The sequence below is a fragment of the Chryseobacterium geocarposphaerae genome (assembly GCF_002797535.1).
Taxonomy (GTDB): Bacteria; Bacteroidota; Bacteroidia; order Flavobacteriales; family Weeksellaceae; genus Chryseobacterium; species Chryseobacterium geocarposphaerae.
The window spans coordinates 2,290,969-2,315,709 of record NZ_PGFD01000001.1 but is presented as its reverse complement, the minus strand read 5'-3'; the positions used below and the strand labels follow the sequence as shown (position 1 = coordinate 2,315,709).

Sequence of the window (24,741 nt, the reverse complement as noted above, 5' to 3'; positions counted from 1 at the left end):
TTTCTATAAGTGAGTATGGCGTTAAAATTATAACAAAGGGAATTTTATTATATTTTATTTTCTACGAAGTTTTCGATAAAATGAATCCCATGATTCTAATTTAATGGGTAAATTAAAATTCGTTTCAAAATCATGCCTTTTGTAACTTTCTTCTAAATCATTTTGTGTTCGTCCGCCAATAATAATATTATGAATGTTAATATCTTTGTTTTTATCTACTAAAATATCTTGTTCCGGACCAACAAAAGCATTAAATATTTTCTCTCCACTAAATGCCTTCTCTCTAACCTCATGAACGAATTTTCTAAATGAAATTATATTCCTATGAATATAGCCAAGCCTATCTCGGATTTGGCTAGCTGCGGTATCAATTTTATAATTAAATTTTTTATAAGAATTTTGAGTTAGTAAACTAAAATCAGCTCCTTTAATCTCTATTAAAAATACATCCATTCTTGATCTTCCAGTTAAAATTACAAAATCAACAAAACCATTATCTAATGGGAATTCGGAGAAGCATATGTAGCTATCATTAGGAGAAGCATAAATTTCTGCGAAAAATGATAAATCCTTTCTTAACAAGTTTAAAAATTCTGTTTCATTTGAATTATTTATTATAAGTTGATGTAAAGCATTTTTTTTGATCATATTATTTTCAATTTCAAATTGCCTTAACATATATTTGGATTCAAATTGAGAAGGTAATTCAGAGTGTGGAGAAATTAATGTTCTAAGTTGCTCGATTTCTTCTAATAGATGGGTGTTTTTTAATGTTAAATTGTTTATTTCAGTATCATTACACTCGAGTAATTCTATGACATTTTTAAATGTTATTGACTCCCATTCTGTATCATTGCTAACATTTAACTTAACTAAATCAAATGTATGATCGTGAATTGCTGATGGTTCATAATGTTCAATAAAAACAGTTGTTTCAGGAATTCTATATTTCTCAATTAAAGTTTTACATATTACTTCAATTGAATTTGTTATAGACATGGAAGTATTTTTTGTATCTAAATCAGTAATTAATATTAAGGTATCTAATTTAGAATTTACAAAGGTTCTAATTCTGCAAATTCCATCTTTATTATAATTATTAGGAAAAGTATATCTAAGAATATAATCATTAATTTTCATAGTTCTATTACTTTGTTATTATATGTAGCATTTAAATCTATTTATTAATATACTAAATTTAAAAATAATTGCATACTTATGCTTTATGGGAATTGTATCCGAACAAAAAACCGCTCCACAAAAGTAGAACGGTTAGTATATTAAATTGTCTCAGCGACACGCTGTTACATCATTCCTGGCATTCCACCACCCATTGGCATAGCTGGTTCGTCTTTTTTCACTTCAGTGATTACACATTCAGTTGTAAGAAGCATTCCAGAAACCGAAGCTGCGTTTTCAAGGGCAACTCTTGTTACTTTAGTTGGGTCGATGATCCCTGCTTCAAGCATGTTTACGAATTCGTCAGTTTTAGCGTTGTATCCGAAGTCTCCGCTTCCTTCTGCTACTTTAGCAACGATTACAGAACCTTCACCACCTGCATTAGCAACGATTTGTCTCAATGGCTCTTCGATTGCTCTTTTCACGATTTTGATTCCTGTGTTTTCGTCTGCATTTGAACCTGAAAGGCTTTCAAGAGAAGCGATTGCTCTTACCAAAGCAACACCACCACCAGCAACGATACCTTCTTCAACAGCTGCTCTTGTAGCGTGAAGGGCATCATCTACTCTGTCTTTTTTCTCTTTCATTTCCACTTCAGAAGCTGCACCTACGTAAAGAACGGCAACACCACCAGCTAATTTAGCCAATCTCTCCTGCAGTTTTTCTTTATCGTAGTCAGAAGTAGAAGTTTCCATCTGAGCTTTGATCTGCGCCACTCTTCCTTTGATTTTGCTTTCTTCACCACCACCGTTTACAATTGTTGTGTTGTCTTTATCGATAGATACTTTCTCAGCAGTTCCCAACATATCCATAGTGATGTTTTCCATGGTGAAACCTTGCTCTTCAGAAATTACTGTACCACCTGTAAGGATTGCGATGTCTTCCAACATTGCTTTTCTTCTGTCTCCGAATCCCGGAGCTTTTACAGCAGCAATCTTAAGAGAACCTCTTAGTTTGTTTACTACTAAAGTTGCCAAAGCTTCTCCTTCAACTTCTTCAGAAATGATTAATAAAGACTTACCTCCTTGTGCAATTGGCTCAAGAACAGGAAGCAATTCTTTCATAGAAGAGATTTTTTTCTCAACTAAAAGGATATATGGATTTTCTAGTTCAGCTAACATTTTTTCAGGGTTAGTCACGAAATATGGCGACTGGTAACCTCTGTCAAACTGCATCCCTTCTACAACGTCTACCGTTGTATCGATACCTTTAGCTTCTTCTACCGTGATAACACCTTCTTTACCTACTTTTCCAAAAGCTTCAGCGATCAAAGCACCGATAGTTTCGTCGTTGTTAGCAGATACGGAAGCAACCTGCTTTACTTTATCTGTAGAATCTCCAACAGCCTGAGATTGAGATTTAAGGTTTTCAACAACTGTTGCAACAGCTTTGTCGATCCCTCTTTTCAGATCCATTGGGTTTGCACCTGCAGCTACGTTCTTAAGACCTTCTCTTACGATAGCCTGTGCCAAAACAGTAGCGGTAGTAGTACCGTCTCCTGCGATATCATTAGTTTTGGAAGCCACTTCTTTTACCATTTGCGCTCCCATGTTTTCTACTCTGTCTTCAAGTTCGATTTCTTTTGCAACTGAAACCCCGTCTTTCGTTACGTGAGGTGCACCGAAAGATTTTTCGATTACCACGTTTCTACCTTTTGGTCCTAAAGTTACTTTTACTGCATTAGCCAATGCATCAACCCCTCTTTTTAAAGCGTCTCTTGATTCAATATCGAATTTTATTTCTTTTGCCATTGTTTTAAGCTTTTGGCGATTTGCTGTTGGCTTTTAGCTTTAGCAATTCGCAAGTTTATTTTTTAGTTTTAATTTCCGTTGAGCCTGTTCCATAGTGTGACAAGCTTCTTTTTTAAGATTGTTAATTCGGTTAAAAGATTTTGATAATCAGTTTCATTAATGTAACCTAAATCTTTAGCAAGAATTAATTGGTTCTCGGCTTCATTTGACGATCCTAATGCAATATTGATGAAATTAGCAAATTCTTTATCTGAATTTCTTCCGCTTCCTTCTGAAATATTATATCCAATTGAAGCAAACGATCTTCTGATTTGGGAGATCAATCCAAAAATTTCTTCATTAGGGAAATTTTTAGTTGATGTATAAATTTTTAAAGTTAATTGATGGCTTAATTGCCAAACGTCAAACTTTTTAAAATCTCTCATGCTAATCTATATGCAGTTACGCCATCAGCCAAAAGCCAGAAGCATCTTATCCGATGATTCCTAAAAGATCTCCTTCTTTTACAATTAAATAATCCTTTCCTTCCAATTTTAATTCAGAGCCTGAATATTTCCCATAAAGAACTTTGTCACCCACTTTTACAGTTGTAGGCTCATCTTTTTTACCTGGACCTACTGCCACTACAGTACCTTCTTGAGGTTTTTCTTTTGCAGTGTCCGGAATAATAATACCTGATGCTGTTTTAGTCTCTGCAGCGATTGGTTCTACCAAAACTCTGTCTGCCAATGGTTTAAAGTTTACTGACATAATATATTTAATTTTTTAATTATTTCTGTCTTGAAATTCTCTAATTGTATGCCAACACTTTTTTGTGACTGAATTGTCAGTATTTATTTTTTTAAGCTGGAAATTTTGGCAGAAAAAAAGGATTGCAATTTGCAATCCTTAGTATTTTTAAATTTAGTTTTTCTTTCCTGCGGCCTGCATCGGATTTACTTTTCCGTTGGAAGCCCCTCTTGCATTGCCGCCTTCTTTTTGTTTGAATAACTGGAATTTGGAAACTTCAGCAGTTCCGTTATCATTGCTCCAGAAATTGTTTGAAATATCTATATCGGCAGTTTCTCTCATCGGATCCAATTGAATTGACTTTAATTTTTTGTCAAAATAATAAGTCTTGGAAACTTTCTGTTCATTTTGTCTCCAGATCTGTGCAGAAGATTTGTCAGTCAGTTTTGTTCCGTCTTCAAAGGTGAATTCAAGAATGATTGGCATTACTAAACCTCCCTTGTTAACGAAATCGATTTGATAACCCGTTAAGTTTTTAAATTTCTCTTTGTCTTTTGCAGTTAAAGGTTCTGTCCCTTCAGTTTTAGAAACATATTCTTTTTGAGTATCTACTTTTTCCTGACCTCTGTCATATCTGTAATAGAAATCCTGAGTTTCTTTATCTTTTTCTACATAAAAGGTGATGTTTTTATCCTCTCTGTTTCTGACCTTTGAAATATCTTCAAATTCGTTTTGTAAAGGCTTATCCACTTTATATTTTGTTTCTGAAGCCTGTTTTGGAGCTGTCTCCAAATCAGGAGCCGCAATGGTTACTTTGTCGATGGCAATATCTACAGGATCTGTTCCGTAGAACCAGCCTCTCCAAAACCAGTCTAAATCTTCACCACTCGCATCTTCCATTGTGCGGAAGAAATCAGCAGGTTCAGGATGTTTGAAAGCCCATCTTTTTGCGTAGGTTTTAAAAGCTTTATCAAAAAGCTCTCTTCCCATGATCGTTTCACGAAGAATATTCAATCCGGTTGCCGGTTTCGAATACGCATTCGGGCCAAACTGAATAATATTTTCTGAATTACTCATGATGGGTTCCAGCTGATCTTTCGGAAGTTTCATATAATCAACGATCGTCCAGGCCGGTCCTCTTTTGGATGGGAATTTGTTGTCCCATTTTTCTTCAGTAAGATATTCTGTGAAGGTATTTAATCCTTCATCCATCCAACTCCATTGTCTTTCATCTGAATTGATGATCATCGGGAAAAAGTTGTGTCCGACTTCATGAATGATTACTCCCAACATCCCGTTTTTGATTGCTTCCGAATAGGTTCCGTCTTTTTCAGTTCTTCCGTAGTTAAAGCAAATCATAGGATATTCCATCCCGTTGGATGCTTCTACGGACTGAGCAACAGGATACGGATATGGAATTGTGAATTCAGAATAGGTTTTAATGGTGTGTGCAACGGCTTTTGTAGAGAATTTTCTATATAATCCGTAAGCTTCTTTCGGATAGAAACTCATGGCCATTACTTTATTGTTGTTTTCAGGAATGGTAACGCCCATTCCGTCCCAAACAAATTTTCTGGAAGAAGTCCATGCGAAATCTCTTACATCATGTGCTTCAAAATTCCATGTTTTTCTTTGTTTTGAATGATTTTTCTCTGCTTTTTTGGCTTCATCAAGCGTTACAATTTCTACAGGCTCAGTTGACGTTTTAGATTTGTTATATCTTGCCAACTGATCTGATGTTAATACCTGATCGTAGTTTTTACATTCTCCGGTTCCTCCTACAACGTGATCAGCTGGAACATTCATTGAAACTTTAAAATTTCCGAAAACCAAGGCAAATTCTCCTCTTCCTGTAAACTGGTGATTCTGCCATCCGTGAAAATCGCTGTATACACACATTCTCGGATACCATTGTGTCATCGTGTACAGATCATTTCCGTCTTCTGCGAAGTTTTCGTAGCCGCCTCGACCGCCCATTTTCATTCGGTTAGGGATATTGTAGTTCCAGTCAATTTTGAAGACCAGTTTTTCTCCTTTTTTCAGCACTTTAGGCAAGTCAATACGCATCATGGTTTTGTTGACCGTATATTTTAAAGGATTTCCCGAAGCATCGGTTACTTTTTCAAGATTTACGCCATATCCGTTGTCTTTTACAGGTAATTCAGAAGCTTTAAGCTGCTGATCGTTGGCTGCTTTCGGCAGGGTAGAAGAGAAAGGGAAATCTGCTTTTTTTACAGTAGACTGCTGGTTTTCGTCCAGTTGAAGCCAGATATAATCCAAATCATCCGGAGAATTATTGTAATAGGTAATGGTTTCTGATCCTTTCAGGTTTCTTTTATCTTCATCAAGAAAAGCAGTGATGTCATAATCTGCCCTGTTTTGCCAATAAGCGTGTCCCGGAGCTCCTGAAGCGGTTCTGTACACATTGGGAGTTGGTAAAATGGTTCCCAATTGTTCAAATCTGTTTCCGTGGTTGCTTCCCGGATTATTCTGAATGTTTTGAGCAAAAGCACCGATGTAAAAAAGAACTGAAAGTGCTGAAACTTTAAATTTCATAACCGAAATGATTTAATTAATTTTCAAATATAATGATAAGTAGCTGAAAACTTGAAAATGTTTCAAGGCTAAAAAGGAATTCTTTCTAATGTCATTTTTAAGGATAAAGCAAAAACTCCCGATGAAACAAATAATATCCAGTCTTTTTTATTGACTTTAAATAGATTCAAAAGAATAAATAGCAGAATAAGGATTCCAAAAACAATCGCAATTTGCCCTACTTCCAGTCCTACATTAAATCCTAAAAGAGGTAATGCAATGCTTTGGCTTTTAGCGATCATTACTCTTGCCGTATTGGCAAATCCCATCCCATGAATAAGTCCGAAAAATAAAGCCAGATAATAATTGAGTTTACTCTGGGATTGTTTTTTATTTTTCATAAGAATATTCCCCAAAGCTGTTAAAACAATCGTAAGCGGAATCAGAAATTCTACCCAGTTTGAAGGAACTCTCACGATATCTAAAATACTTAAAGCTAAAGTCACTGAATGACCAATCGTAAATGCGGTGACCAAAACCAATATTTTTTTCCAATCGCTGTAGGAATAAACGGCAATAAGTGCGAGAACAAAGAGTTGATGATCCAATGCATCCAAAGAAATAATATGTTCCCAACCGAGCTTTAAATAAAATAGAAAATCCTGCATCATAAGTTTACATAATAAAGGTTACGAAAATAATGATTAATTTCGGAACAGATTTTAGCAATGGGTTGAGATTATGAGAAAGTTTTTGTTGTTTTTGTGCTGTGTCTTTTTTCTTTTCTCTTTTAAAGAGGGGAAACATCCTTATCATGTAGGTTCGGTAGAAATTAATTACAATTCTCAATCAAAGACTTTTGAAATTACGGGAAGGTTTTTTCTGGACGATCTGGAGAATGGACTGTCTCAAAAATATGGGAAGTCATTTCATTTCAATGATGCGAAATACAAGACTCAACTCAAGGAAACTTTAAAGAATTACAGCGCAGAATATTTTAAACTGAAAACGGATAATAAGTTTTTAAAGATAAATTATGTGGGGTATGAAGAGGATAATGAATCCGTAAATCTTTATCTGGAATCAGAAACGGTTAATACTCCGAAAAAAGTTGAAGCGGCAGTAAGTTTCCTGTATAATTTATTTGATGATCAGATTAATATCGTTCATATTATTGTCAACGGAAACAGGAAAAGTGAGAAACTGACGTATCCGAACCGGTATTTGTATCAGCAATTTTAGAATCAATTATCTTTCCAGCTGTAAAAGAGCATTTTCTGCTTTTGCATGGGCAAGAAGATCTGGAAAAAAATCATCATAGCATTTTTGCAGAATTTCTTTATGGTCAAGAAACGCCTGGAAAACGGGAATGTCTTTTTCAAGATATTTGGCTTTATTCAAAACATTTTGAATGCTGAATTTGATTCCCCAGTCTTCACGGTAATTGTACAGCCAGTCATCATGTTCCATTTTTACAAGCATTTTTTTGAAGTTTTCGGGTAAAAACTGACTATTTTCATTTAAAACCCTGTAGACTTTCAAAGAATGATCTTTCCATTCTTTTTCTGAATTCAAACTTAGGTCATTGGCTAAAAAATAATCCATAGAAACATCTACAAAAGCTCCTGAATATAATCTTACCAATGGGCTGAATACTTTCTTGGCTTCATGAATTGCGGGATGAGAATCGGTAAAGGTATCAATGGCTCTGTGCAGAGTGATCCCGTCCTGAATTTCTTTAGGAAAAGAAAAACGTTCCTTGTTCCTGATAAAATCCTCAAGAAACTGACCCACGATCTGTCCGTCAGTAAAAGCTAAAAAAGAATGGGCCAGATAATTCATAAACGAATATAAAAATTTTCAAGCAATTTTTTACCATTGGAAAAAGTTTTAACCCAGACTCCTTCACTATTTTCGGAATATTCAAAATTAATTGTATTCAACTGTAATTCGTAGGGCGAAATAATGTAAAAACGAAGCTCATTTTCGTTTACATTACATTCAAATTGTATAGGGAATTCATAAGGATTCTGAATCTGTAAATCTTTATAGCCGTATACAACAGTGCTATCAGAGCCTAAAGGCGTAAAACGTTCCTGGTCCTTATAAATGTCGATAGAATGTGAGTGTCTTTCCAATATTTTCAATCCGGATTGAAGTGCTAAGAAATAGATGATGGATGAAAACTGACAAATACCTCCACCTATTTCACTTGAAATGTTATTTTGGATTAGGTTTCTTCCTTCTTTAAAATTATTTTTTTTGTTTGGTTTTCCCACGATTTTCCAAAAGGAAAAGGTTTCATTGGGATTGATTACCAGGTGATTAATTTTACCGTGAACGATATTCAGATTATGTATTTTATTTTCGTGGAATTCACTTTTTTTAATGGGTTGCAGGATCTCGTTTTTATATCTTCCGATAGACTGTGTATTATAACTTTTTGAATAGATATATTTATTTTTAGATTCGTGAAAATACCTTTTTAAAAGCCTTAAATGCAGTTTTAAGATGGAAGGAAGTATACTTTTAAACTTTTGTTTCATTTTTTTTCTAAAACAATAATATTATAGGAAGCCCATTTTTTTAGGAAAGTATTGCAGATCATTCTGTCTAAAGGTAAAAATAATCTTCTGAGATTTTTAGGAAATCTGTGAATAGGAAAAAATAAAACTCCTACTGTTTTTACTGGTTTCCATTGATTTCTAGTTTTATCTAAAATTTCTTTTTCCGTGAAAGTATTTGAAGCGTGCCATTCTTCCTGTTCTGAAATTACTTTTCTTCTTGTTTTGGTTGGAAAGTCAAAAATCAGAACTCCATTAGATGATAATTTTTTATAGCATTCATTCAAAAAAGATTGTGTTTTTTCTTTGTTTTGATGCATAATGACATGGAAACAAAAAATACAGTCGAATTCTGCTTCAAAAGGAATATCGGAAATTTCACCTACAGATATTGTTTTTTCAGGATATTTTGTCCGGGCAATTTTTATCATTTCCTGACTGAAGTCTGCTCCATGAGTTGCAAACTCAAGTAATCTTCCGGTTCCGCAGCCTAAATCCAAGATTTTTGAAAACTTTTTGTTCTTTACAAATGAATGTAAAAATAATCTTTCCTGTTTGTCGATATATTTACCATAGGAGTTCTCAAACCTGTCTTTATCATAATCTTTTGCAAGGGTATCATAGTACGTCAGAATTTTATTTTTCATTATAACAGTTGTGGAATATTATTGTTTTCCTATATCTAAAATGATAAAAATAAAAAGATCTCCCATTATTAAAAAATAAAAGGAGACTTTAATTAAGGTTAATAATATTTTAGTTTTTTAAGAATTTTTTACTTCCTGTAAGTGTATTTCCTGAGTATATATTAATAAAATATTCTCCTGTAGGATATTTGCTGATGTTGATTTCCTTTGAAGTTGTTCTTTGAAGACCCTGTCCTGCAGCATTAATGATTTCAAAACTGTAATTTTCTTTTTCGTCTGTAGTAATATTGATCGTTGTCTTTGCAGGGTTAGGGTAGATTGCAAATTCTTTAGTTTTAGTTGTAGTACCCCTTTCTTCTACGGATAATACATCACCAACGCTGGCTGTAAACCCGGCAACTACGCAAATGAAACGTGCAAAGCCGAAAGCTTCGTTTGCGGGATTGGTACTTCCTATTGCAACTCCTGTCGGATAAGTATTGTAATTGATAGCGGGATTTGCCCATCTGTTGATTCTTGTACAGCTTATTCCTGCGTTGGTACATTCATCATTGTAAGCCATGATGGTTCTCCATTTTTGAGCTGATGTTGCTGAAGTTCCGTTGGTAATGGCAACAGCGTTTGTGTATCCGTGATGATGACTGCAGGGTGTTGTGCTTGTATCAACATACCAATCGTGTCTTAATCCCATATTGTGTCCCATTTCATGTGCTAAAGAATAATTGGATACTGCGCAATTATATAGAACAGTAGAAAAGCCTGCGGTAGCGACGTAATTTGTTGACGAAGTGTTTACGTACCCTAATCCACAAGTGTTGGTAGGAGTAGAAGTGACTAAAGAAACGAGATCTGCTCCGTAAGTTGTTCTTAAGGTATGAACATCATCCATATAACCGTCTGCAGTAGCTCTTAATCTTGATAGATCCGTGCTTAAATTTCCGGATTCTGCATAGGAAATCACTCCTGAATATACCAGATTAATGGTGGCATTTGTAATTCCGGAATTGGTTAATGCAGTATTGAAATTGGTAATCGCTGTTGCGATGTAAGAGTTACTTTGTGAATTTCCTCCCCACGCCGTACTTGCAGCGCTGGTATAAACAACCATAACATCTACGGTGGATGCAGAACATGTTGCGGTGCTGGAAGAACAGATATTACTGTTGGTTTTGGAAGCTATTACACTGGATATAGCTGATTCGTCAATAATAGTATCATCTTTAGCATCCTGATCAATTAATAATTTTTCTGCTACCTGAGAGATGGTAAATGTATTTTCGTTTACCTGATGATACATTATCTTTTCTCCTGAACCTGAAACATACATTCCGGTGATAATATTGTCGTATTTAGAAAGGACAAGTTCTGCAGAAGGATCGTTTACAATTTTATAGGTATAAGATTCACTTTTGTTAGTGTATCTGTAAATTTTATCAAGCTTTGCAACGATCATCTGATCTTTTATTGTGGGAATTCTGATGTCCTGATTGAGATCAAATGATGTTTGATTATAATATTGAGTATTGTAATACGTTGTCGCAAGCTCTTTTGAAATTTTCTGTGATTCTTTCAGGGAGTTTTCGGGAATTTTATTCCGAAAATAGGTCTGTTGAGCAAAAGCTGAAGAGGAAATCGCTAAAGCTAAAATTGTGATTTTTGTTTTCATAAAATAAATATTTAAGTTTATCGGTTGTGTTTTGTTGGTTTTTGTATAAAATTAATAATTTATTTCTAAAGTATGTGAGTTTTTATTATGTTTCTCATAAAAAATATTCGGGCGTTTTTCCTAAAGGAAAAACGCCCGAATCATCAAAAAGTTTATTCTAAAAAAGACGCTCATGGAAATCTTCAATTTTACTTACTTCTTCGATTTTAATCCCAAATTTTTTCTTTGGAATTTTATTAAGGTTAGAAACAAAAATCTTTTCATAACCCAGTTTTTCGGCTTCAGAAATTCTCTGTTCGGCCTGTGCAATCGGACGGATTTCACCACTTAATCCAATCTCACCTGCAAAGCAATAATGTTCAGAGATCGGAATATCCTCATTGGAAGAAAGAATAGAAGCTACCACTGCCAAGTCTAAAGCGGGGTCATCTGTTTTTATTCCTCCTGTGATATTCAGGAAAACATCCTTGGCTCCCAATTGGAAACCTGCTCTTTTTTCAAGTACAGCGAGCAGCATATTTAATCTTTTAGAATCAAATCCGGTAGAGCTTCTTTGTGGGGTTCCGTAGACTGCAGAACTTACTAACGCCTGAATTTCCAATAGCATCGGTCTGTTTCCCTCTATGGTTACAGCAACGGAATTTCCGGAAAGTTCCTCAGATTTTTTGGTAATCAGTATTTCTGAAGGATTTTTAATTTCTTTTAAACCTTGCGAGATCATTTCATAAATTCCGATTTCGGCAGTCGATCCGAAACGGTTTTTATTGGCTCTTAACAATCTGAAAAGATGGTTTCTGTCGCCATCAAAATTTAAAACAACATCTACCATGTGTTCCAACACTTTTGGTCCTGCGATCTGTCCGTCTTTGGTGATGTGTCCTACTAAAAATACAGGGACATTATTTTCCTTGGCGTATTTAATGATTTCATTGGAACATTCTCTGATCTGGGAAACGGTTCCCGGAGAACTCTCAATGAGTTGAGACTGTAAGGTCTGTATAGAGTCGATGATGACAAAATCGGGTTCTAATTTTTTGGCTTCGTGAAGGATTTTTTCCAGGGAAGTTTCCGTGTAAAGAAAACAGTTCGGGTTTTTTACATCAGCTAAACGGTCAGCTCTCATTTTGATCTGGGAAGCACTTTCTTCTCCTGAAACATAAAAGATTTTTTTCTTCATTTTCAGGGCGAGTTGAAGAAGTAGGGTAGATTTCCCGATTCCCGGTTCTCCGCCAATTAAAGTGACAGAACCTAATACAATGCCTCCTCCCAACACTCTGTTGAGCTCATCGGAAGGGGTTTTTATTCTCGGCTCTTCAATGGCTTCAACTTCAATGATGTTGATAACATGTTGTTTTGTTTTTGAAAAAGGTGGGGCTTTGTGTGAAGCTGTTTTTTCTACCACTTCTTCCACCAAAGTGTTCCATTCACCGCAATTTTTACACTGTCCGGTCCATTGAGGATACTGTGAACCGCAGTTTTGACAGAAATATGCTGTTTTTAATTTTGCCATACCGCGAAGTTCAAAATTTTTTTTGAATTTTTCTTTTGATTTTTAGTTAATTTTCTGGCATGAAAAATATTTTACTGAAAAGTATTCAGATTTTTGCATTTATGTCAATGATGAATTTATTGTTGAGTGTACTGATCTTAAATATTGCGCGTTTTCCTAGCGGAAGTTTTGGGATGTATCCTTTTTTGATACTAATAGAATCTTTAGTAACTTCAGTGGTAGCTTTTATTACTGTTTGTATATTTCGAAAAAGCTATCGTTCTGTTCTGAGAATTGCGGTTTTATTTCAGATAATTTATTTGATTAGTCTAATTTTAATTGGGTTCAATCCATTTGGATCTGATGCTGTAAATATTTTAAGTTTACTGTTGTATATAAATTCATTTATTGTTCTTTTAATCGTTTATTTGATTTATTTAGTGTATTCAAAAATAATTTTAGCAAAATCAAAAAACTAACATAGATCAATGTATAAATTCGCAATTAAAGAATAACTTTGTTAGTATAATAAATAAAGAAATGAGAAAACTATTTTTAACTTTTGTATTGGCTTTAATTAGTATTACAGCTTTTGCACAATCGGAATGGACGGTAGATCCTATGCATTCTTCCATTAATTTCAATATTAAACATATGGGAATTAGTTTTGTACAGGGGAAGTTTGATAAATTTGACGGGAAAGTTTCCACAGCCGGAAATAACCTGGAAAAAGGAGCCTTCGATTTTATCGTATATCCTGCGACGATCAATACTGGAGTAGATAAGAGAGATAAACATCTTACAAGTGCAGATTTTTTTGATGCAGAAAAATATCCGCAGATAAGATTTGAAGGGGGTACAGTGGCAAAAGGGAAAGATAACACCTATACTTTGAAAGGGAAACTTACGATTAAAGACGTTACAAAGGAAATTACTGTTCCCGCTACTTTTGGAGGGGTTGCAAAAAACCAGCAGGGGAAAGAAGTATTGGGATTTCAATCTAAGTTTACGATCAATCGTTTAGATTATAATATCAAATATGATCCTACAGGAGCAGGAGTTGCTAAAGATGTTGAGGTAGCTTTATATTTTGAGTTGATAAAACAATAAGCTAAGTATATAATTTGATTTGGGTGAAAGGCTTTCAACATAGGTTGGAAGCCTTTATTTTTATTTTCTTTTGAAGAATATAAAATTTAAAATCGTAACAAAATTGCTTTGTATCTCTTTTTCCCCTAACTTTGCACAAACCTAATCTAATGAGTAAAAAGAATACAAAGTACATCTTTGTGACAGGAGGTGTAACTTCATCTTTGGGAAAGGGAATCGTTTCAGCTTCTCTTGGACTTCTACTAAAATCACGTGGCTTCAACGTAACTATTCAAAAGCTTGATCCTTATATCAATATTGATCCGGGAACCTTGAATCCTTACGAACATGGAGAATGTTATGTGACCGAAGATGGTGCGGAGACGGATCTGGATTTAGGACACTATGAGCGTTATCTTGATGCTCCGACTTCCCAAAACAACAACGTTACAACAGGGAAAATCTACCAGACTGTCATCGAAAAAGAAAGAAAAGGAGACTTCCTTGGAAAAACAGTTCAGGTAATTCCTCATATTACGAACGAAATCAAACGCAGAATTAAAATTTTATCTAAGCAGAATTACGATATCATTATTACAGAAATCGGTGGTACTGTCGGAGATATCGAGTCTTTACCTTACATTGAAACTGTCCGTCAGTTGAAGTGGGAATTGGGTGAGAAAAACTCTATGGTCATTCACCTGACTTTATTGCCGTATCTGGCTTCAAGTGGGGAACTTAAAACGAAACCATCTCAGCATTCTGTTCGTCAGTTAATGGAAAGCGGAATTATGGCCGATGTTTTGGTTTGCCGTACAGAGCACAAAATTCCAAAAGATCAGAGAGCAAAACTGGCTCAGTTCTGTAACGTTCCTTTAGATAATGTGATTGAATGTAAAGATCTGGATACAATCTATGAAGTTCCGATGTATCTTCAGAAACAAAACTTTGATGATGTAGTTCTTAAAGAATTGGATCTTAAAAGTGATAAAGATGCAGATCTTAAAGAATGGAAAAGCTTCTTAAAGAAATTCCAGAATCCTAAAAAATCTGTCGAAATTGCTTTGGTTGGAAAGTATGTATCTCTTCAGGATTCCTATATTTCGATTGCTGAAGCTTTTAAACATGCAGGAGCAGATCTGGAAACTGAGGTGAAGGTAAGATGGGTGTATAGTGGAGATATTACTCCTGAAAATATTAAAGAGACTTTAAAAGGTGTTGATGGTATCCTTGTCGCTCCAGGTTTTGGCGATAGAGGAATTGAAGGAAAGGTTCTTACCGCTCAATATGCAAGAGAAAATAAAATTCCTATGCTGGGAATTTGTTTGGGAATGCAGATCATGACGATTGAATTCGCTAGAAATGTTTTGGGGTATTCTAAAGCCAATTCAATGGAATTCGATACTTCTACAGAACATCCTGTAATCTCATTGATGGAAGAACAGAAAAATGTTGTTGATAAAGGAGGAACCATGCGTCTTGGAGCTTGGAAATGTTCTTTGAAAAATGGTTCTAAATTAAACGACATTTACGGAGCCAAAAATATTACGGAAAGACACCGTCACAGATATGAATTCAACAGTGATTATATCGGAGAGTTTGAGAAAAACGGTTTCTTAGCAACAGGAACCAACCCGGAAACAGGATTGGTGGAAGCATTAGAAATGCCGGAACATCCGTTCTACGTTGGAGTGCAGTATCACCCGGAATACAAGAGTACGGTTGCAACACCGCATCCTTTATTCAGAGCATTCATTAAAGCTTGCACACAGAAATAAAGTAATTTAAAGGTTACAAACGTCATACATAAACTCAGACTGATTTTTCTCAGCCTGAGTTTATTATATAGTAATAGAGTATAGCATAGAGTTTTGATAAAAAAACAGTATTTTTGTCGACTCGAAAATATATACAATATGTATATATTTAAGGTTAAAATATACATTTTGTGTATATAATTAATGTTTAAAAATTTTAATTAAAAATAAAATGCAACAGAACAACGGACTCGATAAAAGTCAGATTATTAGTTTTGCGGTTTTATGTTTGGTTCTCTTCGGTTTTATGTTTTATTTCCAAAACAAGCAATCGAAAGAGGAAGCAGTAAAAGCTCAGCAGCAAAAAACTGAACAGGTAAAAAGTGTAGTAAAACAGACTCAGGCAAGCAATATCAATCCAAATGTAACTCCGAACTCAATTCAAACAGCGAATCTTTCCAACAATGAGTTAAAAATTGAATTCAACAGCTTAGGAGGGCAGGTTTCTAAAGTAGAGCTTGCAGAATACAAAGCATACGATCATAAAACAGATAAAGCCGATCTTCCGCTTTACCTGATCACAAAAAATAATTCGAACTACGGTTTCCAGTTCAAGGATAAAACAGGAAAAGTGATCAATACGAAAGATCTTGTTTTTGCTCCAACCGTAAATGGAAATGAAGTGACAATGACGGCGAATTGTAATGGAGCGGTTATTCAGTTTATTTATACTTTACTTCCGAAATATACCTTAGATTTTAAAGTAAGAACTCAGGGGCTTTCAAAAATCACAGCTGATAACAAAGCAGATTTCCTTTGGGATTATAATGTAAGAAACTTAGAAAAGGGTAGAGCACAGGAACAGTCTCACTCGGAATTCTCATATGCTTTCAATAATTATAAAGATTATGATTATGACGGAAGAACGACAATGACTGAAGATAAAGAAACCCTTAATTGGATCGGAGTAAAGCAGCAGTTCTTTGCTTCTGTGATTGAAGCTAAAAACGGATTTACACAAAGTAAAGGAAATCAGGAAACTATTGAAGAAGGAGAATATTTGAAAAAACTTAACTATGAAGGTTTTGTTCAAATGACCGGAAGTGAACTGAACCAAGATTTTACTTGGTATTTCTTACCGTTGGATTTACCATTATTGAAAGAATATAACAAAAACTTCGACGAAATTCTTCCGTTAGGATGGTCTTTCATCGGATGGATGAACAGAGGATTCTTTATTCCTATTTATAACTTTATTGCATCTTGGGGATTAACTGCAGGCTGGGCAATTTTCTTATTGACAATCTTGGTTAAATTAATCTTATCGCCAATTATGTACAAACAGCATAAGCTGAGTGCGATGATGAGGGTGATCCGTCCGGAAATTGATGAAGTAAATGCTAAATTTAAGGATGCAGATCCGATGAAAAAGCAACAGGCAACAATGGAGGTATACAGAAAAGCAGGGGTAAATCAAATGGCAGGATGTTTACCTGCGTTAGTTCAGATTCCTATTTTCTATGCGTTGTTCCGTTTCTTCCCTAACTTTATTGACCTGAGAGGACAAGGTTTCTGGTTTGCAAAAGACTTGACAGCCTATGATGACTTGATCAAATTGCCATTTAAAATTCCTTTCTTAGGAGATCACTTAAGTATTTTTGCTTTGGCATGTACCATTGTAATTTTAATTTATACGGTGATGACTTCTGGAAATATGCAGCAGCCTCAACAGGAAGGAATGCCAAATATGAAAGTATTAATGTACATTTTCCCAATTACATTCTTATTCTTCCTGAATACTTCTGCATCTGGTCTTTCTTGGTATTATTTCGTATCCAACGCGATTAATATCTTGATTATCCTTGTCATTAAGTATGTGATTTTGGATGAAAAGAAAATCCACGCACAAATCCAGGCCAACAAAGAAAAGCCAAAAGCTGAAGGTAAGTTCCAAAAACGTATGAGAGAAATGATGGAAAAGGCTCAGGAACAGCAAAAAGCACAGGAGCAGCAAAGAAAGAAGAAATAAAATAACTTATTATAACAAAAAGAGAAGCAAATTATTGCTTCTCTTTTTTATTTAGAAATGATTTAAATTTTAAGTGATCGTGATAAAAGATAAATAATTGACAGTTCAATTTTAAACTCAATCATATTTTAACCTGAATGACTGACGGTGATGTCTGGTTGGACCATGTTTTATTAAAGCTTCCTGGTGCTTTTTCGTCGCATAACCAAAGTTAGTATCCCATCCGTATTCTGGGAACTCTTTGTGTAATTCTATCATTAATCTATCCCTGTAATTCTTAGCCAAAATAGATGCGGCAGCAATAGAAAGTACTTTCGAGTCTCCCTTTATGATACATTCATGAGGAATATAGTTATAAGGATGGAATTTATTTCCATCTACTAAGATGAGCTCGGGTTGTATGCTTAGCTTATCAAGAGCTCGGTGCATAGCGTGTATACTGGCATTGAGGATGTTATGTTGATCTATGAATGAAGGAGAAAGCTCCGCAATTGCATAGCTTTTAACATTGTTTTTAATATAATGATCAAGCTCCATTCTTGTTTTAAAATTCAATTTTTTGGAGTCATTGATTAGATTTTGTTCGAAGGTTTCATCCAGAATTACAGCTGCTGCCACTACGGGGCCGCACAGACAACCTCTTCCTACCTCATCACATCCTGCTTCAATATAATTATTTGTCCATTTCTTTAGTAATTCCATAAAAACTAAAACATTTTAAAGGGTAAAATTGATATTTTTTTTAATACTATGGCAAAAATAATATTTTTTTAAGATTTTATTTTGTCTTTTTAAGAAAGTTTTACAAATTTGTATATCACAAAATTAATTTGATATGAAGAAACTAACAGCAGGTGTGCTTGTATTAGTATTGTCTTCGTCTCTTGCTGTTGCCAATGCTCAGCAGACAAAGAAGGATTCTATTAAAACACAAGAGATAGAGGGAGTTGTAGTAACTGCCCTTGGTATTAAAAGAGAGAAAAAATCTCTAGGCTATTCATCCCAAACCTTAGACGCAGAAAAAGTAAATTCAGTACCTACTACTAACTTTATTAATAACTTATCAGGTAAAGTAGCAGGTATGGAAATTAAAAACAATGGAAACTTTGGTGGGTCAAGTAATATTGTTTTAAGAGGGGCGAAAAGTATCACTGGTGACAACCAGGCATTGATCGTATTAGATGGAGTACCAATTATCAGTGGTAATCTAAACTCTGGTGATGCTTCAAGAGGACGTGACGGATTTGATTTTGGAAATGCTACAGCAGATATCGATCCTAATAATATTGAATCAATAAATGTACTTAAAGGAGCGGCTGCTACAGCTTTATATGGAAGTATGGCTGCAAACGGAGCGGTTATTATCACTACTAAAAAAGGAAAGCGAAGCAAATCTTTAGGGCTTTCAATTAACTCTACTGTCTCAGTAGGATCAATGGATAAATCAACATTTCCGGAATATCAAAAACTTTATGGAGCAGGATATAATGGTGCAGACAGTTTTATAAGCGCAGACGTTAATGGAGACGGTATTCCAGATACAGTTGCCCCGACAGGAGATGATGCTTCTTATGGACCAGCATATAATCCAAACTTATTAGTTTATCAATGGAATGCTTTTGTTCCTGGAAACCCAAATTTTGGCAAGGCAACACCATGGGTGGCTGCTAAAAACGATCCAAGCAAATTTTTTCAAAAATCACTTTCTTTCGTAAATAGTTTTAACCTAAATGGTGGAGATGAGTTAAATACCTATAACTTAACATTTACTAATAATAATGAAACTGGAATTCTTCCAAATAGTAAATTGAACAAGAATATGTTAAGTGGTAACTTTAGCCGAAAGTTTGCGGATAATTTTACAGTAAGAACTTTCTTAACTTTTAATGACCAAACAACAGTAGGTAGAAACTCTGTAGGATATAACGACAATATACTTACAGGATTTAGACAATGGTGGCCTTTAAATGTTGATATCTTGGAATTAAGAGATGAATATTTCAGAACAAATAAGAATTATACCTGGAATATGAATGCTCCTTTAGATGGTGATTTATCAGCTGCTTTTTGGAATAACCCTTATTGGGATAGATATCAAAACTATTCATCTGATGACAAAACGAGATTAATTACGGGTGCAGAGTTATCATATGACGTTACCAAAAAATTTAATATATTAGGTAGAGCGACCGTAGATTATACATCAAGTAAACAAGAGCTAAGAAAAGCTGTAGGGAGTCATGCAGAAGAGTTCGGACTTGCTCAGGCTGATGAAACATCTGGATATTGGGTATATGATGACATGATCATAAGACAGACTTATGATTTAATAGGTAGGTATACTTGGAATGTATCAGATAAATTTAATGCCTTATTTGTTGCAGGAGGACAGTTTATGGATCAGCATCAAAGAAGTACTGAAAACTCTACAACTGGAGGGTTAATTATTCCGGGATTATATACAGTGGGGAATTCGAGAGCTTATTATCCTTCAATAGAAAATAATATAAGAGGACAGAAATCGGGAGTTTATGCCCAGGCATCGTTCGATTATGATAAATATTTATTTTTGGAAGGAACTATCCGTAACGATACTTCTACTGCATTACCTAAATCTAATAGAAACTATACTTATTTTTCATTAGGTTCCAGTTTTGTATTTTCAGAATTATTTAAAAGCAGTTGGCTAAATTTTGGAAAAGTAAGATTAAGTTATGCAGAGGTAGGAAACGATATGGCATTCGGAAGACCTGGATTCTTTTCATCAAGAGGTACTGTGAGTGGACTTCCAATGGCTGATATAAGTAACACTTATGTTGATTTTGATGCTTTAAAGCCTGAAAGACAGAAAAGCTGGGAGGTAGGTTTAGAAACGTCCATGTTTAAAAGAAGAGTGACTTTAGATGTGTCACTTTATAAAACAAATACTAAAGATCTATTGTTTAGTGTGCCACAATCCCCATCTACTTCTTATAGTTTTTCATTAATTAATGCCGGAGAAACTCAAAACAAAGGTGTTGAAGTTGCATTAGGTATAGTTCCGATTAAAAGCTCTGATTTTCAATGGGATATTAATGTGAACTGGTCTAAAAACAAAAATACAGTCGTAGCTTTAAATCAAGGTAGAAACAATCTACAATTAGCTAGTTTTCAAGAAACGACTTTAAATGCGACAGTGGGGGAAGCTTATGGAACATTTAGAGGTACTGGCTTCGTTTATGATGCTAATGGAAACAAAGTTGTAGATGATGATGGACATTATTTAGTTGCGACGGATAGAGTATTAGGAAATATACAAGCTGACTGGATAGGTGGTGTTTATAATACTTTTAGATACAAAAACTTCTCTCTTGGATTCTTAATTGATGTGAAAAAAGGAGGAAGTGTTTATTCACTTGACCAATCATATGGAGGATTAACAGGAATCTATGCTTATAGCGCTGGGCTAAATGATTTAGGTAATCCGGTGAGAAATCCTTTAACCAATGGCCCAAATTCGGGAGGTATTATTTTGCCTGGTGTGAAACAAGATGGAAGGCCTAATGATGTAAGAATTGATGCCTCTTACGCAGGAGGAGCTTATGGAACCGATGCAGGAATACCTCAGGAAGCATTTATTTATGACGCTTCTTACGTAAAATTGAGAGAAGCAAAAATATCATACACTTTACCATCTGATTTGTTGAAGAATACGTTTATTAAAGGTATGACTTTAAGTTTATTGGGACAAAATCTATGGATTATTCATAAAAATTTACCAGATGCGGATCCGGAAGCAGGAACTTCTTCAGGTAATATTCAAGGTTTCCAATCTGGGGTGATGCCTTCTACTCGAATTTATTCATTTAACGTAAAATTAGACTTCTAAAAAAGAATTACAATGAAAAAAATATTTTCAATACTTACTATAGGATCTTTGGCATTACTTACGGGGTGTGTCAATGGTGATGACGACTTTAATAATAACCAAACTCAGCCATATCAGGTTCCTGCGGAGCTAGCCTTTACTAATGCTCAGAAAGAACTGATAGATCAAATGGAAACGCCAAGTGTTAATTTAAATGTATTTAGATTCTTTCAGCATTATTTGGCGACGACAATTTATAGGAATGATGCACGCTTTAACTTCACTGGGACTAGAAAAGTGCCTGATAATATGTGGTTAGCACTGTATACCGATGTTTTAGGTAACCTTAGTGAAGCAAAAAAAATCATTCCTACAGAAGCAAAGCCTGCTGCATTAACACAATTAGCATGGGATAAACAACAGGCAAATAAATTAGCAATTATTAATATACTTGAAATTTACACCTATCAGGTTTTAGTAGATAGTTTTGGGAACGTCCCATATTCAGAGGCGGCTAAGGTTGAGACTACTGTTTTGCCTAAATATGATGATGCAAAAACAATCTATGCTGATTTAATCAATAGACTGAACGCACTTATACCAACTTTAGATACTGCATATCCAAGTTTTGAAACTGGAGATAATATTTATGGTGGAGATGTAGCGGAGTGGATTACTTTCGCAAATAGTCTTAAATTAAAGATAGGAATCAATCTTGCTGATGTGAATCCTACTTTGGCTAAACAAACAGTAGAGTCTGCTTATAATGCTGGGGTTTTATTAACAAATTCTACTAATGCATTATTTAAATATGATGGAACTTCACCCAACTTTAATCGTCTATACGCGGAAGTAATTGCTAGTAACAGAAATGATTTTGTTGCGGAAGAAGGTATTGTCGATGCAATGAATAATCTAAATGATCCTAGAAGGCCTTCCTATTTTACTGCTGTACCAGGACCAGGAGGTGGATATGTGGGAGGTACTGTAGGACTTTCAAATTCTTATTCTACCAATTCTCATATTGGAGAAAGTTTGTTGGCCCCCAATAAAACAGGCGTTTTATTTGATGCAGCAGAAGTTAATTTTTATTTAGCAGAAGCGGCTTCAAGAGGATATAGTGTTGGTGGTACTGCTGCAAGCTATTATAACACAGCAATTACTGAGTCAATGGCTCAATGGGGAGTTACAGGTGCTGCGGTTACTACTTATCTGGCAGATCCTAATGTTGTTTTTTCACCAGCAAATTGGAAGCAAAGAATCGGTGAACAAGCTTGGATTGCAATGTATAATAGAGGATTTGAGTCTTGGAATTTTTACAGAAGACTTGATTATCCTGTAATGACTGCTCCAAATGCAACACCAGCAGCAGAAGGAAAGATACCAGTAAGATTAACTTATCCAATTAATGAACAAACGGTAAATGGAAGCAACTGGAGTCAAGCTTCATCAGCAATTGGAGGAGATAAACTGACAGTAAAAGTATTTTGGGATATCAATTAAAAAAACAAAACAAATTTTAATATTTAAAAACCGCCGAAAGGTGGTTTTTTTATTTCCGTATATTTGTATTTCAAAATGGAATAATGAATATTAAAGATATAATAGAACAAAACCTTGCAGATGTTATCCTTAATGTCTATCAGCTGAAAGACATTAAATTAGAAATTCAGGAGAATAAAACGGAATTTGAAGGAGATTTTACCATCGTGACTTTTCCTTTGGTAAAACAGCTGAAAAAAAATCCTGAGAGTATTGGTGTTGAATTAGGAGAGGCTTTAACAGAGCAAACTGAGTTATTGGAGAGCTTCAACGTTGTCAAAGGGTTTCTTAATGTTAAAGTTAAAAATCAGTTTTTTGTAGATAATTTTAGATCGATAGCTAATCAATTTGATGCTATTGAAAAGAAAAATTCTACGGTAATGGTAGAATACTCTTCTCCGAATACGAATAAGCCCCTCCACTTGGGACATATCAGAAATAATCTGTTAGGATTTTCTGTTGCTCAGATTTTGAAAGAAGCTGGTTATGATGTGATCAAGACTCAAATTATTAATGATAGAGGTATTCACATTTGTAAGTCGATGTTGGCTTGGGAAAAATTCGGACAAAATGAAACTCCTGATGCGACTCATACTAAAGGGGATAAGTTCGTTGGGAACTATTATGTGAAATTCGATCAGGAATATAAGCTGGAAATTGCTGAGCTTGTCGCTCAGGGAATGACTGAAGACCAGGCAAAAAAAGAAGCTCCTTTAATGAAAGAAGCTCAAAAGATGTTGCTGGATTGGGAAAATGGAGATGAAAAAGTAAGAAATCTTTGGAATGAAATGAATTCCTGGGTGTATAAAGGTTTCAATGAGACTTATAAGAGATTAGGAGTGAACTTCGATCAGGTGCAATATGAAAGTAACACTTATATTCTTGGGAAGGATCTTATTCAGGAAGGGTTGGATAAAGGAGTTTTATATCAGAAAGAAGATGGTTCTGTTTGGTGTGATCTTACCGATGAAGGACTGGACCAGAAACTTTTATTGCGTTCAGACGGAACTTCTGTTTACATGACCCAGGATTTGGGAACTGCAGTAGAACGTTTTAAGCAAAATAATATTCAAAAACTGATTTACACGGTAGGAAACGAGCAGGATTATCATTTCCAGGTTTTATTTAAGATTCTGGGTAAATTAGGATATTCCTGGGCAGATCATCTGTATCATTTATCTTACGGTATGGTGGAGCTTCCTAACGGGAAAATGAAATCCCGTGAAGGAACAGTAGTGGATGCCGATGATCTGATGCAGGAAATGTATACGATCGCAAAATCTAAAGCTGAAGAATTAGGAAAATTAGGAAATCTGACAGAAGAAGAAAAGAATGCAAACTATGAAAATGTAGGAATCGGTGCATTGAAATACTTCATGCTGAAAGTGGATCCGAAGAAAAAAATGCTCTTCAATCCTGAAGAAAGTATCGATTTTAACGGAAATACAGGTCCTTTTATCCAATATACTTTCGCACGTATTCAGTCTCTATTGACTAAAGCGAATTTTGAACAAAAAGAAATTGCTGAGGTTGAATTGAACCAATCTGAAAAAGAATTGATCATGCAGCTGGCAAATTATAAAACAGTTGTTGAAAAGGCGGCAGAAGTTTTAAGTCCTGCTTTGGTAGCGAACTATGTGTATGATTTGGTAAAAGCATATAATTCCTTCTATCAGAGCAATCCGATTATGAATCAGGAGGATGAAAATGTAAAGCAGTTCCGTCTGAGTGTTTCGGATCTTACGGCAAAAACGATAAAAAAATCGTTACAGCTCTTAGGAATAGAAACGGTAAACAGAATGTAAATATAAAGGCTTTTGAATTTCAAAAGCCTTTTTTCTTATACTATACTAACATAATTTATACAACAAGTTATATTTTCTACAACTTTCGGAAGGTTTCATACAATTTTTGACA

General features: G+C 34.8%; 19 protein-coding genes. 7 read left to right on the top strand and 12 right to left on the bottom strand.

Annotation, left to right across the window (positions count from 1 at the left end; genetic code table 11):
• Window positions 1–54: 54 nt before the first annotated feature.
• From CLV73_RS10290 to CLV73_RS10265, 6 genes are all read right to left on the bottom strand, one after another.
• On the bottom strand, window positions 55–1,140 hold the full coding sequence (locus CLV73_RS10290) for a Shedu anti-phage system protein SduA domain-containing protein (RefSeq protein ID WP_100376726.1): 1,086 nt from the start codon (window positions 1,138–1,140) through the stop codon (window positions 55–57).
• 164 nt (window positions 1,141–1,304) lie between these two features.
• Window positions 1,305–2,930 (bottom strand): chaperonin GroEL, encoded by a 1,626-nt coding sequence (gene groL / locus CLV73_RS10285; protein WP_100376725.1) that lies wholly within the window; start codon window positions 2,928–2,930, stop codon window positions 1,305–1,307.
• A 68-nt stretch (window positions 2,931–2,998) separates the two neighbouring features.
• A complete protein-coding gene (locus CLV73_RS10280; RefSeq protein ID WP_100376724.1) occupies window positions 2,999–3,355 on the bottom strand; it encodes a four helix bundle protein in 357 nt (118 codons plus the stop codon).
• A gap of 46 nt (window positions 3,356–3,401) precedes the next feature.
• Entirely contained in the window at window positions 3,402–3,680 is a 279-nt protein-coding gene (locus tag CLV73_RS10275) for a co-chaperone GroES (RefSeq protein WP_039369684.1), read from the bottom strand.
• Between the two features lie 153 nt (window positions 3,681–3,833).
• Window positions 3,834–6,215: a M1 family metallopeptidase gene (locus CLV73_RS10270; protein ID WP_100376723.1), complete on the bottom strand. Its 2,382-nt coding sequence runs from the start codon at window positions 6,213–6,215 to the stop codon at window positions 3,834–3,836.
• Window positions 6,216–6,283: 68 nt separating this feature from the next.
• Window positions 6,284–6,862 carry a HupE/UreJ family protein gene (locus CLV73_RS10265; RefSeq protein WP_100376722.1) on the bottom strand — a complete coding sequence of 193 codons (579 nt, stop codon included), beginning with the start codon at window positions 6,860–6,862 and terminating at the stop codon, window positions 6,284–6,286.
• Between the two features lie 73 nt (window positions 6,863–6,935).
• Between CLV73_RS10265 and CLV73_RS10260 the strand changes: the two genes are divergently transcribed.
• Entirely contained in the window at window positions 6,936–7,436 is a 501-nt protein-coding gene (locus CLV73_RS10260) for a DUF6702 family protein (RefSeq protein ID WP_100376721.1), read from the top strand.
• Between the two features lie 6 nt (window positions 7,437–7,442).
• Here CLV73_RS10260 and CLV73_RS10255 read toward each other — a convergent pair whose 3' ends face one another.
• The 5 genes from CLV73_RS10255 to radA all read right to left on the bottom strand — a co-directional run bounded on the left by CLV73_RS10255 (window position 7,443) and on the right by radA (window position 12,581).
• Complete coding sequence (locus tag CLV73_RS10255; protein WP_100376720.1) at window positions 7,443–8,036, bottom strand: acyl carrier protein phosphodiesterase; 594 nt, start codon at window positions 8,034–8,036, stop codon at window positions 7,443–7,445.
• Entirely contained in the window at window positions 8,033–8,740 is a 708-nt protein-coding gene (locus tag CLV73_RS10250; protein WP_100376719.1) for a VanW family protein, read from the bottom strand. Before CLV73_RS10250 ends, CLV73_RS10255 begins: the two co-directional genes overlap by 4 nt.
• Entirely contained in the window at window positions 8,737–9,405 is a 669-nt protein-coding gene (locus tag CLV73_RS10245; protein WP_100376718.1) for a class I SAM-dependent methyltransferase, read from the bottom strand. The genes CLV73_RS10250 and CLV73_RS10245 overlap by 4 nt, the downstream gene beginning before the upstream one ends.
• A gap of 109 nt (window positions 9,406–9,514) precedes the next feature.
• Entirely contained in the window at window positions 9,515–11,071 is a 1,557-nt protein-coding gene (locus CLV73_RS10240; RefSeq protein ID WP_100376717.1) for a M12 family metallo-peptidase, read from the bottom strand.
• A 157-nt stretch (window positions 11,072–11,228) separates the two neighbouring features.
• On the bottom strand, window positions 11,229–12,581 hold the full coding sequence (radA, locus tag CLV73_RS10235) for a DNA repair protein RadA (RefSeq protein ID WP_100376716.1): 1,353 nt from the start codon (window positions 12,579–12,581) through the stop codon (window positions 11,229–11,231).
• 519 nt (window positions 12,582–13,100) lie between these two features.
• Here radA and CLV73_RS10225 point away from each other — a divergent pair.
• The 3 genes from CLV73_RS10225 (at window position 13,101) to yidC (ending at window position 17,435) form a co-directional block, all read left to right on the top strand.
• Window positions 13,101–13,670, top strand: coding sequence for a YceI family protein (locus tag CLV73_RS10225; protein ID WP_100376714.1), 570 nt, complete (start codon window positions 13,101–13,103; stop codon window positions 13,668–13,670).
• A gap of 149 nt (window positions 13,671–13,819) precedes the next feature.
• Window positions 13,820–15,427 (top strand): CTP synthase, encoded by a 1,608-nt coding sequence (locus tag CLV73_RS10220; protein ID WP_100376713.1) that lies wholly within the window; start codon window positions 13,820–13,822, stop codon window positions 15,425–15,427.
• 211 nt (window positions 15,428–15,638) lie between these two features.
• Window positions 15,639–17,435, top strand: coding sequence for a membrane protein insertase YidC (yidC, locus tag CLV73_RS10215; protein ID WP_100376712.1), 1,797 nt, complete (start codon window positions 15,639–15,641; stop codon window positions 17,433–17,435).
• Between the two features lie 117 nt (window positions 17,436–17,552).
• On the opposite strand, the gene CLV73_RS10210 is transcribed toward yidC, so the two are convergent.
• Window positions 17,553–18,137: a ribonuclease HII gene (locus CLV73_RS10210; protein WP_100376711.1), complete on the bottom strand. Its 585-nt coding sequence runs from the start codon at window positions 18,135–18,137 to the stop codon at window positions 17,553–17,555.
• Window positions 18,138–18,270: 133 nt separating this feature from the next.
• Here CLV73_RS10210 and CLV73_RS10205 point away from each other — a divergent pair, with 133 nt between their 5' ends.
• The 3 genes from CLV73_RS10205 to argS all read left to right on the top strand — a co-directional run bounded on the left by CLV73_RS10205 (window position 18,271) and on the right by argS (window position 24,629).
• Complete coding sequence (locus CLV73_RS10205; RefSeq protein ID WP_100376710.1) at window positions 18,271–21,303, top strand: SusC/RagA family TonB-linked outer membrane protein; 3,033 nt, start codon at window positions 18,271–18,273, stop codon at window positions 21,301–21,303.
• A gap of 12 nt (window positions 21,304–21,315) precedes the next feature.
• Complete coding sequence (locus tag CLV73_RS10200) at window positions 21,316–22,785, top strand: SusD/RagB family nutrient-binding outer membrane lipoprotein (protein WP_100376709.1); 1,470 nt, start codon at window positions 21,316–21,318, stop codon at window positions 22,783–22,785.
• Window positions 22,786–22,868: 83 nt separating this feature from the next.
• Window positions 22,869–24,629, top strand: a complete 1,761-nt coding sequence (gene argS, locus CLV73_RS10195; RefSeq protein WP_100376708.1) for an arginine--tRNA ligase — start codon at window positions 22,869–22,871, stop codon at window positions 24,627–24,629.
• The last annotated feature ends 112 nt before the right edge of the window (window positions 24,630–24,741 follow it).

Excerpts from the sequence above, each read along its gene's own strand:
- CLV73_RS10270 (WP_100376723.1), bottom strand. The coding sequence starts at position 6,215 with ATGAAATTTAAAGTTTCAGCACTTTCAGTTCTTTTTTACATCGGTGCT.
- CLV73_RS10275 (WP_039369684.1), bottom strand. The coding sequence starts at position 3,680 with ATGTCAGTAAACTTTAAACCATTGGCAGACAGAGTTTTGGTAGAACCA.
- CLV73_RS10290 (WP_100376726.1), bottom strand. The coding sequence starts at position 1,140 with ATGAAAATTAATGATTATATTCTTAGATATACTTTTCCTAATAATTAT.
- argS (WP_100376708.1), top strand. The coding sequence starts at position 22,869 with ATGAATATTAAAGATATAATAGAACAAAACCTTGCAGATGTTATCCTT.
- yidC (WP_100376712.1), top strand. The coding sequence starts at position 15,639 with ATGCAACAGAACAACGGACTCGATAAAAGTCAGATTATTAGTTTTGCG.
- CLV73_RS10255 (WP_100376720.1), bottom strand. The coding sequence starts at position 8,036 with ATGAATTATCTGGCCCATTCTTTTTTAGCTTTTACTGACGGACAGATC.
- CLV73_RS10245 (WP_100376718.1), bottom strand. The coding sequence starts at position 9,405 with ATGAAAAATAAAATTCTGACGTACTATGATACCCTTGCAAAAGATTAT.
- CLV73_RS10280 (WP_100376724.1), bottom strand. The coding sequence starts at position 3,355 with ATGAGAGATTTTAAAAAGTTTGACGTTTGGCAATTAAGCCATCAATTA.
- CLV73_RS10200 (WP_100376709.1), top strand. The coding sequence starts at position 21,316 with ATGAAAAAAATATTTTCAATACTTACTATAGGATCTTTGGCATTACTT.
- CLV73_RS10220 (WP_100376713.1), top strand. The coding sequence starts at position 13,820 with ATGAGTAAAAAGAATACAAAGTACATCTTTGTGACAGGAGGTGTAACT.
- CLV73_RS10225 (WP_100376714.1), top strand. The coding sequence starts at position 13,101 with ATGAGAAAACTATTTTTAACTTTTGTATTGGCTTTAATTAGTATTACA.
- CLV73_RS10265 (WP_100376722.1), bottom strand. The coding sequence starts at position 6,862 with ATGCAGGATTTTCTATTTTATTTAAAGCTCGGTTGGGAACATATTATT.
- CLV73_RS10260 (WP_100376721.1), top strand. The coding sequence starts at position 6,936 with ATGAGAAAGTTTTTGTTGTTTTTGTGCTGTGTCTTTTTTCTTTTCTCT.
- CLV73_RS10205 (WP_100376710.1), top strand. The coding sequence starts at position 18,271 with ATGAAGAAACTAACAGCAGGTGTGCTTGTATTAGTATTGTCTTCGTCT.
- radA (WP_100376716.1), bottom strand. The coding sequence starts at position 12,581 with ATGGCAAAATTAAAAACAGCATATTTCTGTCAAAACTGCGGTTCACAG.
- CLV73_RS10240 (WP_100376717.1), bottom strand. The coding sequence starts at position 11,071 with ATGAAAACAAAAATCACAATTTTAGCTTTAGCGATTTCCTCTTCAGCT.
- CLV73_RS10210 (WP_100376711.1), bottom strand. The coding sequence starts at position 18,137 with ATGGAATTACTAAAGAAATGGACAAATAATTATATTGAAGCAGGATGT.
- CLV73_RS10250 (WP_100376719.1), bottom strand. The coding sequence starts at position 8,740 with ATGAAACAAAAGTTTAAAAGTATACTTCCTTCCATCTTAAAACTGCAT.
- groL (WP_100376725.1), bottom strand. The coding sequence starts at position 2,930 with ATGGCAAAAGAAATAAAATTCGATATTGAATCAAGAGACGCTTTAAAA.